The organism is Rhizobium sp. 268, assembly GCF_036571585.1.
Classification (GTDB): domain Bacteria; phylum Pseudomonadota; class Alphaproteobacteria; order Rhizobiales; family Rhizobiaceae; genus Rhizobium; species Rhizobium redzepovicii.
Genome location: NZ_JAPPSO010000007.1, coordinates 320,605 through 333,606, shown reverse-complemented (window position 1 = coordinate 333,606; position 13,002 = coordinate 320,605). Strand labels below are relative to the sequence as shown.

10 protein-coding genes, 1 pseudogene and 1 riboswitch are annotated in these 13,002 nt (G+C 61.5%); of the genes and pseudogenes, 6 read left to right on the top strand and 5 right to left on the bottom strand.

The features are described from left to right. The first annotated feature begins 134 nt into the window (after nt 1-134). Entirely contained in the window at nt 135-797 is a 663-nt protein-coding gene (locus OS035_RS16420; RefSeq protein ID WP_131711041.1) for a sulfite oxidase-like oxidoreductase, read from the top strand. Here the strand turns inward: OS035_RS16420 and OS035_RS16415 are convergent. The 3 genes and pseudogenes from OS035_RS16415 to OS035_RS16405 form a co-directional block, all read right to left on the bottom strand. Continuing rightward, nucleotides 782-1,410: pseudogene (locus OS035_RS16415) on the bottom strand (hypothetical protein). The gene OS035_RS16420 and the pseudogene OS035_RS16415 sit on opposite strands and share 16 nt — an antisense overlap. 50 nt (nt 1,411-1,460) lie before the next feature. Further along, a complete protein-coding gene (locus OS035_RS16410) occupies nt 1,461-2,207 on the bottom strand; it encodes a CbtA family protein (protein WP_097629272.1) in 747 nt (248 codons plus the stop codon). Between the two features lie 12 nt (nt 2,208-2,219). Beyond that, nucleotides 2,220-2,429 (bottom strand): CbtB domain-containing protein, encoded by a 210-nt coding sequence (locus tag OS035_RS16405; protein ID WP_097629271.1) that lies wholly within the window; start codon nt 2,427-2,429, stop codon nt 2,220-2,222. Nucleotides 2,430-2,441: 12 nt separating this feature from the next. Beyond that, nucleotides 2,442-2,584, bottom strand: a riboswitch (adenosylcobalamin (AdoCbl) riboswitch). 76 nt (nt 2,585-2,660) lie between these two features. On the opposite strand from OS035_RS16405, the gene OS035_RS16400 reads away from it, so the two are divergent. Beyond that, the gene (locus OS035_RS16400) at nt 2,661-3,215 is read left to right on the top strand and encodes a histidine phosphatase family protein (RefSeq protein ID WP_097629270.1); all 555 of its coding nucleotides are present in this window, start codon (nt 2,661-2,663) and stop codon (nt 3,213-3,215) included. Nucleotides 3,216-3,616: 401 nt separating this feature from the next. Further along, entirely contained in the window at nt 3,617-5,188 is a 1,572-nt protein-coding gene (locus tag OS035_RS16395; protein ID WP_097629269.1) for a putative bifunctional diguanylate cyclase/phosphodiesterase, read from the top strand. Between the two features lie 9 nt (nt 5,189-5,197). On the opposite strand, the gene OS035_RS16390 is transcribed toward OS035_RS16395, so the two are convergent. Then, nucleotides 5,198-6,799, bottom strand: a complete 1,602-nt coding sequence (locus OS035_RS16390; protein WP_097629268.1) for an inorganic phosphate transporter — start codon at nt 6,797-6,799, stop codon at nt 5,198-5,200. 293 nt (nt 6,800-7,092) lie between these two features. On the opposite strand from OS035_RS16390, the gene OS035_RS16385 reads away from it, so the two are divergent. After that, nucleotides 7,093-8,271, top strand: coding sequence for an acetate/propionate family kinase (locus OS035_RS16385; protein ID WP_097629267.1), 1,179 nt, complete (start codon nt 7,093-7,095; stop codon nt 8,269-8,271). Nucleotides 8,272-8,343: 72 nt separating this feature from the next. Next, nucleotides 8,344-10,728, top strand: a complete 2,385-nt coding sequence (locus tag OS035_RS16380) for a phosphoketolase family protein (protein ID WP_097629266.1) — start codon at nt 8,344-8,346, stop codon at nt 10,726-10,728. 43 nt (nt 10,729-10,771) lie between these two features. Here OS035_RS16380 and OS035_RS16375 read toward each other — a convergent pair whose 3' ends face one another. After that, nucleotides 10,772-11,656, bottom strand: a complete 885-nt coding sequence (locus OS035_RS16375) for a helix-turn-helix domain-containing protein (RefSeq protein WP_097629265.1) — start codon at nt 11,654-11,656, stop codon at nt 10,772-10,774. Nucleotides 11,657-11,769: 113 nt separating this feature from the next. Here OS035_RS16375 and pobA point away from each other — a divergent pair, with 113 nt between their 5' ends. Then, nucleotides 11,770-12,942, top strand: a complete 1,173-nt coding sequence (pobA, locus tag OS035_RS16370) for a 4-hydroxybenzoate 3-monooxygenase (protein ID WP_331813904.1) — start codon at nt 11,770-11,772, stop codon at nt 12,940-12,942. Nucleotides 12,943-13,002 lie beyond the last annotated feature (60 nt).

The window sequence follows — 13,002 nt, the reverse complement described above, 5'->3', positions numbered from 1 at the left end:
CTCCCCTTTCCGCCTCCACTCCCCAGTGAGGCATACCCAAGTCTAATAATACCGGCAGCGATTTCCAAGGGCCGTCGAACTTGACACCCGGCAAAGGCCGATATCCTATTGCTGCATCGCAAGGGAACCCTATCATGAGTGACGACAACACGCCCGCCGATAGCAAGCTCACCAGCTCCAAGCGGCGCTGGGCGGCTGAGGGCAAGTTCCTGACTGGTCGCATAGCCCGCCCTGAAACCGAGCGCCTGCCGCCCGGCCAGCACCTCGTCAAGAACTGGCCGGTGCTCGATCTCGGCCAGCAGCCCGTCATATCCACCGAAACCTGGCGTCTCGAAGTGCGCGGCCTTGTCGAAACCCCGCTCACCCTCACCTGGGCCAACTTCCACGCGATTGAGCAGAGCACCAAGGTCAGCGATATCCACTGCGTCACCACCTGGTCGCGCTACGACAACAAATGGAAGGGTGTTTCCACGCGCGATCTGCTCGATCTCGCCATGCCGAAGCCGGAAGCCGCTTACGTCATGCTGACGAGTTATGATGGCTATACCACCAACCTGCCGCTTGCCGACTTCGCCGCCGAGGACGCGATCCTAGTGACATCCTGGGAAGGCCTGCCGCTGACGCCGGACCACGGCGGCCCGATGCGCCTCGTCGTGCCGCATCTTTACTTCTGGAAAAGCGCCAAATGGCTGCGCCGCATCGAACTGATGCCGGAGGACGAAGCCGGCTTCTGGGAAAAGAACGGCTATCATATGTATGGCGATCCGTGGCGCGAGCAGCGCTATTCCGACGATTGAGTCTTCGGCCGCAGAAAGCGGCCCAGCGCAAGGACACCAAGCCCGAGCATCAAGGCGAGCGCCGTCAGCGACGCCATGCTGGCGGGATGAAGCGGCACCTTGCTCCAGCGTGGATTGACGAGACCGGCGGTGTTGAAGGCCTCGCCGCTGAACCGGCAGGTGATGAGCGCAAGCCCGCGCCGCACCATGTCGGCGTCGACCGCGGAAATGATTTCACTCGCCACAGCCCGCTCCCCTGGCATCTCGCGCATCGCCATCAACACAGCTTTCGTCGCCGCGAGGTAGGCGTGGGCGCATTCGTTGAAGGGACTTTCCTCGTCGGCCACGCTGCCCGGCATCCGCCCCCAAAGACAATAGGAATATTGGATTTCGGCATAGTTCAGAACGCGGCGGAAGGGCTCGTTTGTATCGACTGCGCGGGACACAGGCCGATAATTCGGCCGCGATAGTGCGAAATCACCGCCATCTCGCCATGCGAAATTTCTGGGATATCGAGACCCGCTTGGCTGCCGCCGGCGCTGCGACTATGAGCAAGGGCGTTTTCAGCAGGCATGCAAAAGAAGGCGGCGGCAAAGGCCGCCGACAGGATTGATATGGCTCTGCTGCTTTTCATGGTCGCTTGAAAACCCAAGGGCGCCGGCAAAACGGCGCCCTTCATTGCGTTCAGCGGAGTGCCGTTGCCGGCCGGCTCCGCTGGCCGCCCTTCGCAGCAAGCCGCTTTTCCGCCAGCGCCCCGAAGCCAAGGCCAAGTGTTGCCCAGAGGATCGCATGCATGGCGAGCGTTGTCGTCCGGAAACGCCAGAGCACCATGGCCGAGAAGTTCTCCGGCACCTCGTTGATCGGCGGCAGCAGATAGAGCACGAGCACGATGAAGACGAGATAGGCGATGCCGGCAATGATCGCGCCGTTCCAGAGGCCGAAACGCTCGGAAAGACGGCGCGACAGCGCCACCGCGGCAATCAGCGCGGCGAGCGAGACGACAATCATCAGGAAGAACAGCTCGGTCCTGACGCCGATCGTATCGGCATTGCCGACCGCCGGCGGGTTGGCCGGATATTTGATAGCGGGAACGAGCACGATCGCCACGTAGGCGAAAATGGCGATGACCGCCGAGGTGCCGCGCGCCGAAAGATTGCTGACGCGGCCGTGCACGAAAGCAAAAGCGAGCGCGAAAAGCCCGCCGACGGCGATGCTGTAAGCCATGACGCCGGTGAAAAGGCCGAGACCGGCCTGGGTGGCCCGGCTGACGATTTCAGGTTCGGCAGCTTCGCCGGCCGCCTGGGCGCTCGCCTCCTCGAAAGCGATCGCCGCATCGACCAGCGGCTCGCCGAAGACATGGGCGAAAGCGAAAACGAGGATGCCACCGAGCAGCCCCGCGAGCATGCCGCGAAGGAGAAGGTTTCCAACCATGTCAATATCTCCCTAGTGGCAGGGAAAGCCAAGGAGATGGCGGGCGTCATGCACGAATTCGTGCACATACATGCCGTTGAACAGCGCCATCGCGCCTTCCTCGGTGCCAACGAAATAGATGGCGATAAGCATCAGCAGGCCGCCGAAGATCGCCCAGGGCAGGATTTCGCCGACGGGGATCGGGGCCGGCGCCGCGGCGGGCGCGAAAGTGGTGTCAGACATGTATTCCTCCGGAATGACGCGTTCAGTCGAAAGAGTGTTTGTGCGGTAAGGTCTGACTTCCAGCGTGAAAAAGCTTCAACACGCTGGTCACAGTGGCGCGACCGCGCCGGATTTCCACCGGCTTCCAAACCCGCAACAACACGGTTATATCTGCTCGCCGAAGAGACTGTCAACGAAACTTCACGAGCCGGCAAAGGGCCGTCCCACTGCACCCCGGGAGATCGGAAGACTGTGAATACGCGCCTCACCTGGATCTGCCACGGCGCGACGACGGCGAGCCGCAAGACGCTGTTCCCACTTGACGAACCGCTGGAAGGCAAGGCGGCGGAAGACGCCGGCCGGATGGCTGCCCCACCCCGCGCCGACCGTATCGCCACCAGCCCCGCTTTGCGCGCCCGCCAGACCGCTGACGCGCTCCGCCTCGAAGCCCGGATAGATCAGGCGCTGCGTGACTGCGACCATGGCCGCTGGGCCGGCAGGTCGATCACAACGATCGAGGCCGAAGAGCCGGAGAACCTCGTGGCCTGGATGAGCGATCCGGAAGCGGCCCCGCATGGTGGCGAAAGCCTTCTTGATCTCAGAACACGCGTCGCCGGCTGGATGGACGGTGAATCCGCCCTCGGCGGCCATGTGATTGCCATCAGCCACGCGGCCGTGATCCGGGCGGCGGTCGCCCATGTGCTTCAGGCGCCGCACTCCTCCTTCTGGCGGAGCGATATCGAGCCGCTCGCCATCGTTTGCATGACCAGCAATGGCAGCCGCTGGTCTCTGCGCTTTCCGTATTAGCGGCTCCTCATTTTATCCAGCCTTACACAAGCAAATCGCGTCATCTCTATTGAACCGGGTTTGACCGGGACTACTTCCTTTCCCAAGGAGATGGAAGAATGACATATGATTGGAGTGGGGAGCGCACGCGTCGTCTGCGTTTGATGCGTGTCGCCACAATCACGGTTCTGGTCGGTCTCATCGTCAGCGTTCCGCTGCTGATCGTCACCGCCTGAAGCACGAGAAAAGGCGAGCGATGCACCAGCACGCTCGCCTTGGTTCTTTCCCGTCCCGGCTCAGCATCCTCAGTCCCTCAACGGTGCAGCAACAGGCTGCCGCCTCCAAAAATTCGCCTTCTGGTTTCAACGAACATTTCAGACTTTCATGATAGTTCGGCAGATGGTGGAGATGGAGAAGGCCACATGCCGGTGTTTTTCCAGAGCAGGGCCGGAAGGCAATGCGTATCGATCGTCGGGCTTGGGATAACTCTCTGGCTCCTCGGCGCGCTTTTGCAGCTTGACGACAGCCTTGTCTTCTTCATGACCGGTTTCGGCGAATACGGCGCCGACAAACTCGTTCTGGCGCTTGGCATCGCCGGCGCCATGAGCTTCATCTATTCGGTGCTGCGCATCGCCGACCTGCGCAAGGAAACGGAACTGCGCGCCGCCGCCCAGGCGAAGGCCGATTGGACCGCGACCCACGACCATCTGACCAAGCTGCCGAACCGCTACGCCTTCGAACGCAAGATCCTCTCACGGCCGATCAAGGACGACGAGGACCAGATCGAGGAGTGGGACGAGAACGTCACGCTTTTCTCCGTCGATCTCGACGGCTTCAAGAAAGTCAACGATCTCGTCGGCCACAAGGGGGGCGACATTCTGCTGATCGAGGTTGCCCGGCGGATCTGCGCGCTCGGCAATGCCGATTGCGTCTATCGATTCGGCGGCGACGAATTCATCATTGTAGCCTTTGCCCTGACAGCGCAGCGGGAGGAGCGCTTTGCCAAGCTGCTGATCCAGGCGGTCACCAGGCCGATCCATATCGATGGTTTTGCCGTCGAAGTCGGCGCCAGCGTCGGCTACGACCGCTGGGCCGAGGGAACCGAACCGCTGGAGGATGCCGCTCATCGGGCCGACCTCGCCATGTACGAGGCGAAATCACGCGGCCCCAACCATTATTTCGTTTTCGAACCGGCCATGCAGGACAAGGTCACGGAACGCGCAGCGCTGGAAACCAGATTGCGCGCCGCAATCTCCAGCAAGGCGATCAAACCCTTTTATCAGCCGCTGATCGACCTGAAGACCGGTCAGCTCTGCGGCTTCGAGGCCTTGGCGCGCTGGATCAGTGACGATGGCGTCAACATACCGCCGCCTGTTTTCATCGATATCGCCGAGGAAAACGGGATGATCACCGCATTGTTCGAGGATCTTCTCGCCCAGGCCTGCAGCGACGCACTCACCTGGCCGGACCATGTGATGTTGTCCTTCAACGTCTCGCCGGTGCAGATGGAAGACAGGCTTCTGACGTCGCGTATTCTCAAAGTCCTTGCGGCAAGCCGGCTGCCGCCGCAGCGCCTGGAGGTGGAGATCACCGAGAACGCGCTGATCCAGGATCCCGTCGTCGCCGCCGTCATCCTCGACGAGCTGCACGCGGCCGGCATCCAGATCGCGCTCGACGATTTCGGCACGGGCTATTCGAGTCTGGCCCAGCTCGCCCGTTATCATTTCGACAAGATCAAGATCGACAAAAGCTTCATCGCCACCTATCGCGGCGACGAACGCCAGGAAAAGATCGTCCGCGCTATGCTTGGCCTCGGCCGGAGCCTCAACATCAAGACGACTGCCGAAGGCGTCGAGGAGCACGGCCAGCTTGCCTTCCTGCTGCAGCTTGGCTGCGACATCGGCCAAGGCTATCTTTTCGGCAAGGCAATGCCCGCCGCCGAGGCGGGCATCTTCATCAGCGATCGCAATGCCAGTCTGGCCTCCACGGCCTGACGCTATGTCTTAAAAAACTTGGCGCAGGATCACGAAGAGCACGAAGGCGATCGCGATCGAGGCCGGCAGGGTCAGCACCCAGGCCATTAGCATATTGCGCACGGTTGACCATTGCAGGCCGGAACCGTTCGCCGCCATGGTGCCGGCGACGCCTGACGACAGGACATGCGTGGTCGAGACCGGCAGGCCGAGGTGATCGGCCGAAGCGATGGTGACCATCGCCACGACTTCGGCTGCCGCGCCCTGGCCGTAAGTCAGGTGCGTCTTGCCGATCTTTTCGCCGACGGTGACGACGATGCGCTTCCAGCCCACCATCGTGCCGAGGCCAAGCGCGATCGCGACCGCCACCTTCACCCAAAGCGGGATGAACTTCGTCGCGTTGTCGACCGCCTTGTGGTAGTTCGTCACCGCGCTGAGATCGCCGGCATCCATCGGTAGCAGCTTCTGCTTGTCGATCAGCTTCAGCGCCTCGCCGATCAGGTAGATGTCGTTGCGGACGTTGCCGACGAGATTGGTCGGCACCGCTTCGAGCGTCGGGAAGGCCGCGACTTCGGCGCTTGTCCGATGGATATATTGCTGCAGGGCCGGTGTCGTCGCGTCCGTCCAGATCTTGTTCTTGACCGCGTTGCTGACCTCCGCCTTGTAGTCCGTGACGGTAACGCCCGGCTTCACATATTTGGCGAGCGCGGATTCGACCTGGACCGATGCCGACTTGTAGGCCTCGAGATAGTTCACATCAGGCGTGCGGTTCAGCGCGAAGGCCGTCGGCACCAGGCCGATCAGGATGAGCATGATCAGACCCATGCCCTTCTGGCCGTCGTTGGAGCCGTGGGCGAAGCTGACGCCGGTGCAGGTGAAGATCAGGATCGCGCGGATCCAAAGCGGCGGCGGCTGGTTGCCCTTCGGTTCGGCATAGAGCGCATTGTTGCGCACCAGAAGCTTCATCACCAGCAGCAGAACCGCGGATAGACCGAAGCCGATCAGCGGCGAGATCAGCAGCGACAGGCCGATATTGGTCGCCTGCGACCCGTCGACACCGCTCGTCGCCGTGCCTGCCGGCGCCAGGAACTGATTGGCGAGGCCGACGCCGATGATTGATCCCACGAGCGTATGCGAGCTCGACGATGGCAGACCGAGATACCAGGTGCCGAGGTTCCAGACGATCGCGGCGATCAGCAGCGCAAAGACCATGGCAAGGCCGGAGCCGGAGCCGACCTGCAGGATCAGTTCCACCGGCAGCAGCGCCAGAATGCCGAAAGCGACGGCGCCGCTCGAGGTCAGCACCCCGAGGAAGTTGAAGAAGCCCGACCAGATGACGGCGAATTCGGCCGGCATGGAACGGGTGTAGATGACGGTGGCGACGGCATTGGCCGTATCGTGGAAACCGTTGACGAATTCGAAACCGAGCGCGATCAGCAGCGCAAGGCCGAGCAGAATCCAGGGAACGGCAACTGCGGTTGTCAGGTCGCGTCCGAGTGCATAGGCGACATATCCAAGACCGCAGACCAGAACGAGCGCGAAGAGCGGCAAGAACCATTTGCCTGATGAATTTGAGCTGTGGAGCGGGTGGGAAGTGTCGCTATGAACCTGGCTGGGGGCAATATCGGCCATGGCATAGTTCCTTATTCCGTTTTGCAAGTTTGCCTTTTGTTAATAGTTCCGCAGCATGAAGCTCTCGTGACGTGTTCGGGTCCGCTCCGTAACGCACTGACATCAGGCGATATTGGCCGTCGCAGACTTGCCGCCCGGCGCATCCTGTGAGATGCCGCGTCACATTCCCAGCCGGACAGGATGATATAGGATGTGCAGGGAGAAAACATGCGACGGGCGAACAGATGCCTTTCCGTCCGCTGCCCCGACCCTAAGTTCGGTCATCGTGACGACTGCGCGGAGCCCCGAAGATCATGTCATCGACCGACTTCCTCCTGACCTTCAATGCCGGCTCCTCCACGATCAAGATCGGCATCTTCGCCATGGATGGCGGCGAGGCGCGGCGAATCGGCAAGGGGGTGATCGATTTCCGCGCCGAACCGCGCTCGCTCGGTCTGAGCCAGGGAGCGCAGACGGTCGACATGCCGTTGAAGGCCGAGGTGACGGAAGACCTGCACGGCGTTATCGATGAGGTCCTCGGACTTCTCGCCGATCATTTCGACATTGCCGCCACCCGCGCCGCCGGCCACCGCGTCGTCCATGGCGGCGACCGTTTCACCGGTGCAATCGCCCTCGACGCAGCCGCAATCGATGGCGTCGATGCGCTGACGCCGCTGGCACCCCTGCATCAGCCGCAGGCGCTGCGGTTCATCCGAGCGCTCACGCATCTGAAACCGCATCTTGCCCAGACGGCGTCCTTCGACACCGCCTTCCATGCCACGCAGGACGATCTCGTTCGCCGCTTCGCCATTCCTCGTGCGTTGCATGCGGAAGGCATCAAGCGTTACGGCTTTCATGGCCTTTCCTATAAATTCATCGCCGGCGAGCTAACCCGCAAGGCGCCGCAAGCGGCAAAGGCAGTGGTCGCCCATCTCGGCAGCGGCGCCAGCCTCTGTGCGCTCGATCAAGGCGTCAGCCGCGACTGCAGCATGGGCTTTTCGACGCTCGACGGCATCCCGATGGCGACGCGCCCGGGCTCACTCGATCCCGGCGTCATTCTGCATCTAGCCGGTCAGCGGAAACAATCCTTCGAAGAGATCGAAGATCTGCTCTATCACCGCTCCGGCCTGCTCGGGGTCTCCGGCATCAGCGCCGATATCCGCGACCTTTTGAACGACACACGGCCGGAGGCGCGCCAGGCAATCGACCTCTTCACGCTGCGCATTGCCGGCGAAATCGGCCGCATGGCTGTAACGCTCGGCGGCCTTGATGCAGTCGTCTTCACTGCTGGTATCGGCGAGCATCAGCCGGAGATCCGCGCCGGCGTAGCGAAACGGCTCTCCTGGCTCGGCCTTGCGGTCGACGAAAAGGCCAATATCGCCAATGAATTCACGATCAGCACCGGGGAAAGTCGTATCACCGCCCACGTCATCGCCACCGATGAGGAGCAGGTTATCGCCGACGAGGCGCTGTCCATTCTTGGCACTGGCTGATCGAGATCAAACAACATGCCGGCGCCAGCCGGTAGAACAAGCGTTAAAGACGTTTTCGAACGGGAGAAACCCATGGAGAAGCATGTCTCGACCGCCGCCCTGACCGACGCCGAACTCACCCTGACCGACCGCTATTGGCGAGCCGCCAATTATCTCTCGGTCGGGCAGATCTATCTGCTTGCCAATCCCCTGCTGCGCGAGCCGCTGAAACCGGAGCACATCAAGCCCCGCCTGCTCGGCCACTGGGGCACGACACCCGGCCTCAACTTCGTCTATGCGCATCTAAACCGTCTGATCCGCGCCCGCGATCTCGACGTCATATACATATGCGGCCCCGGCCATGGCGGGCCTGGTATGGTCGCCAATACCTATCTCGAAGGCAGCTACAGCGAGCTATACCCTGACATATCCGAGGACGCCGAAGGCATGCGCAAGCTTTTCCGGCAATTCTCCTTCCCGGGCGGCATCCCGAGCCATGCAGCGCCAGAAACCCCCGGTTCCATTCACGAGGGCGGCGAACTCGGCTACGCCCTCGTCCATGCCTATGGCGCAGCCTTTGACAACCCCGATCTGATCGTCGCCTGCGTCGTCGGCGATGGCGAGGCCGAGACCGGGCCGCTGGCCGCCAGCTGGCATTCCAACAAATTCCTCAATCCTGCCCGCGACGGCGCCGTGCTGCCGATCCTGCATCTGAACGGCTACAAGATCGCCAACCCGACGATTCTCGGCCGTGCGGGTGACGATGACCTCCGGCGCCTCTTCGAAGGCTACGGCTACGAACCCTTCTTCGTCGAAGGACACGAGCCGCACGACATGCATCAGCAGATGGCGGCGACAATGGACCAGGTCTTCGACGGCATCCGCGAGATCCAGAAGCATGCCCGCAACGGTCAGGCCGCGAAGGGCTGCCCGCGCTGGCCGATGATCGTGCTGCGTAGCCCCAAGGGCTGGACGGGCCCGAAGGAGGTCGACGGCAAGAAAGTGGAAGGCTTCTGGCGCGCTCATCAAGTGCCGGTATCCAACTGCCGCGGAAACGATGGCCATCGTAATATCCTCGAGGATTGGATGCGCAGCTACGATCCGGAAGATCTTTTCGGCGCCGACGGCCGGCTCAAGCCCGAGTTGCGGGCACTCGCCCCTGCCGGCAAACGTCGCATGGGCGCCAATCCCCACACCAATGGCGGCTTGCTTCGCAAAGAACTCGATGTTCCCGATATAAGCGACTATGCGGTCGATATCGGCAAGCGCGGCAGCGCCATGGTGCAGTCGACGGAGATCCTCGGCCATTACCTGCGTGACACGATGAAGCGCAACGCGGAGGCTGCCAACTTCCGTATCTTCGGCCCCGATGAGACGGAATCGAACCGTCTCGGCAGCGTCTTCGAAGTCACCGACCGCATCTGGATGGAAGGTATCGAACCCTACGATATCAACCTCTCCCGGGATGGGCGCGTCATGGAGGTGCTCTCCGAACATCTCTGCCAGGGCTGGCTGGAAGGCTACCTGCTGACCGGCCGGCACGGCCTCTTCTCCTGCTACGAGGCCTTCATCCACATCATCGATTCCATGTTCAACCAGCACGCCAAATGGCTGAAGGTGACGCGCGAGCTCGAATGGCGAAAGCCGATCTCATCGCTGAACTATCTGCTGACGTCGCATGTCTGGCGCCAGGACCATAACGGCTTCAGCCATCAGGATCCGGGTTTCGTCGATCTCGTCGCCAACAAGAAGGCCGACATCGTCCGCATTTATCTGCCGCCGGATGCCAACACCCTGCTCTGGGTCGGCGACCATTGCCTGCGCACCTACGATCGCATCAACGTCATCGTCGCCGGCAAACAGCCGGAACCGCAATGGCTGTCGATGGACGAGGCGGTGAAACACTGCGAGGCCGGCATCGGCATCTGGCGCTGGGCGAGCAACGAGGAAGACACGATTTCTCCCGACCTCGTCATGGCCTGCGCCGGCGACGTGCCGACCCTGGAAACGCTCGCTGCCGTCGACCTTTTGCGCAAGGCCATTCCGGAACTGAAGATTCGCACCGTCAACATCGTTGATCTGATGGCACTGCAATCCAAAGATCAGCATCCGCACGGCCTGACCGATGAGGCCTTCGATGCGATCTTCACATCAGACAAGCCGGTGATTTTCGCCTATCACGGCTATCCCTATCTTATTCACCGGCTGACCTATAAACGCACCAACCACCGCAACATTCATGTCCGCGGCTTCATCGAGGAGGGCACGACGACGACACCCTTCGACATGACCGTCCTCAACCAACTCGACCGCTTCCACCTCGCCATCGAAGCGATCGAACGCGTCCCGGGTCTCAAGGAGAAGGCGTCGGATGCACTCACCGCCTTCCGTGGCCAGCTTGCCAAGCATCACGACTATGTCAGGGAGTATGGCGAGGACATGCCAGAGGTGCAGAACTGGACGTGGCCGGCGGCATAACGGATCCGAGCTCGGGAATGCGTCGTAGGTCAATGCCCGAAACCTATGCGCGCTCGAGCCGAACCTTCTCTTTCACGCGCCAGACCCGCGGCGTTTCTCCCGTATATTTGAGAAAGAAGCGCGAGAAATAGGCGGGGTCGGCAAAGCCGAGCCGGAAGGAGATCTCCTGAACGCTGCTGAGCGTAAAAACGAGCTGCCGTTTTGCCTCCTCGATGAGTTTGCCGGCGATCAACTCGTGTGGGGTACTGCCGGTCGTCGACCGAACGATGCGGGTGAGATGCGTCGGCGAAATTCCAAGCTCGCTGGCGTAGAAGGAAGCGGGCTTGTGCGATCGAAAATGTTGTTGAAGAAGCTCGTTGAGTATCTCCATGCGCCGCTCATTCTCATTCGACACAAGCTCATAACTGTTTCCCTCATGGGAAATTCTCGCCGTCAGCCGCAGCGCCAGAGCAACGTAAGCGCCGAGCGTCTCGTTGCGGCCGCTGCGGCGATTTTCGAACTCGTCGCCCAGCCGCCGCAACGTCTGCATGACATAGGCAGCCTCGGCATTGTCAGGATCGAGCGGTGTCAGATGCGGCGTCGCCAGCCATTCGCCGAACTGGCTTCGGTCGCCGAGCGGGTGATGGGACCGCAACAGGGTGATGACGAGACCGTCGATATCGCGCGAAAAGCGAAAGCCGTGGTTGAGCCCGGGCGGCACGGTGATGATTGCCGGCGGGCGGATGGTATGACTCTTTTCGCCGAAGATCGCATCGCCCGAGCCGCTTTCGATGTACAATATTTGAAAGAAGCTCTCATGGCGGTGCAGGCAGATTTCCCATTGATGCAAGCTGCTGCGGGAGCGAATTGTTTCGCAATGCAACCAAAAATCCGGGCCTCGCGCGGTATTTTCGCCATAGAGATCGTAGGTCGGTACAGGCCTGCTCATCGGGCTCCTCCCGCGCAATGTTCGATTAGTGCAATTTTTTGGCCGGGATGTCCATTGCTGCGGCAGGGACCGCGCGGCAGAATCTGACAAAACGCAAAAATGGGAGGACGCATTTGCGAACCCAGGTCGCCATCATCGGTTCGGGGCCATCCGGCCTGCTGCTCGGTCAGCTTCTGACCGAGGCCGGCATCGACAATGTCGTTCTCGATCGCGTTCACAAGGATTACATCCTCGGCCGGGTGCGCGCCGGCGTTCTGGAGGAAGGCACGGTCGGGCTGCTGGATCAGGCCAAGGCGGGAGCGAGGCTGCATGCCGAAGGCCTGCCGCATGACGGCTTCTCCTTGGTTTTCGACGGTCGTGACCATCACATCGACCTGCACGACCTGACGGGCGGCAGGCGCGTCACCGTTTACGGACAGACCGAGGTGACGCGCGACCTGATGGAGCGCCGCGAAGCAAGCGGCGCCCTGTCGATCTACGATGCCGCCGATGTCGCGCCGCATGATTTCGACGGCCGCTCCACCTTCGTCACCTACACCAAGGACAGCGTCGCGCAGCGTATCGATTGCGACTTCATTGCCGGCTGCGACGGCTTTCACGGAGCGAGCCGCAAGGCCGTTCCCGAACGGGCGATCAGGCGCTTCGAAAAGATCTATCCCTTCGGCTGGTTGGGCCTGCTTGCCGACGTAGCACCTGTCAGCCATGAGCTGATCTACGCCAACCATCCGAGGGGCTTTGCGCTCTGTTCGATGCGCTCGGCCACGCGCAGCCGCTATTACATCCAATGCGGGCTCGACGAGAAGGTAGAGGACTGGAGTGATGACCGCTTCTGGGACGAAATCAGAAGGCGTCTGCCGGCGCATCATGCCGAAGCGCTGATGACGGCGCCCTCCTTCGAGAAATCGATCGCGCCATTGCGCTCCTTCGTCGCCGAGCCCATGCGTTTCGGCCGGCTCTTCCTCGTCGGCGACGCCGCGCATATCGTGCCGCCGACCGGCGCCAAGGGGCTGAACCTTGCGGCCAGCGACGTCCATTATCTTTTCTCCGGACTGATCGAGCATTACCGCAAAGGCTCGGACCACGGCATCGACACCTATTCGCAGACCGCGCTTGCCCGCGTGTGGAAGGCGGTGCGGTTTTCCTGGTGGATGACGACGATGATGCACCGTTTTCCCGATAGTGGCGATTTCGACCAGAAGATCCAGGAGGCGGAGCTCGATTATCTCACCCATTCCCGTGCGGCCTCGACGGCGCTCGCGGAAAACTATGTGGGACTGCCATTCTGACAGGAAGATTTGAGACTGGTGCGAACCATCGAGGTCCGCATATTGAAAGGGAGGAATCAA

Bases quoted from the DNA above. Each gene is read 5' to 3' on its own strand.
- OS035_RS16395 (WP_097629269.1), top strand. From the start codon at position 3,617: ATGCCGGTGTTTTTCCAGAGCAGGGCCGGAAGGCAATGCGTATCGATC.
- OS035_RS16385 (WP_097629267.1), top strand. From the start codon at position 7,093: ATGTCATCGACCGACTTCCTCCTGACCTTCAATGCCGGCTCCTCCACG.
- OS035_RS16410 (WP_097629272.1), bottom strand. From the start codon at position 2,207: ATGGTTGGAAACCTTCTCCTTCGCGGCATGCTCGCGGGGCTGCTCGGT.
- OS035_RS16405 (WP_097629271.1), bottom strand. From the start codon at position 2,429: ATGTCTGACACCACTTTCGCGCCCGCCGCGGCGCCGGCCCCGATCCCC.
- OS035_RS16375 (WP_097629265.1), bottom strand. From the start codon at position 11,656: ATGAGCAGGCCTGTACCGACCTACGATCTCTATGGCGAAAATACCGCG.
- OS035_RS16420 (WP_131711041.1), top strand. From the start codon at position 135: ATGAGTGACGACAACACGCCCGCCGATAGCAAGCTCACCAGCTCCAAG.
- OS035_RS16390 (WP_097629268.1), bottom strand. From the start codon at position 6,799: ATGGCCGATATTGCCCCCAGCCAGGTTCATAGCGACACTTCCCACCCG.
- OS035_RS16380 (WP_097629266.1), top strand. From the start codon at position 8,344: ATGGAGAAGCATGTCTCGACCGCCGCCCTGACCGACGCCGAACTCACC.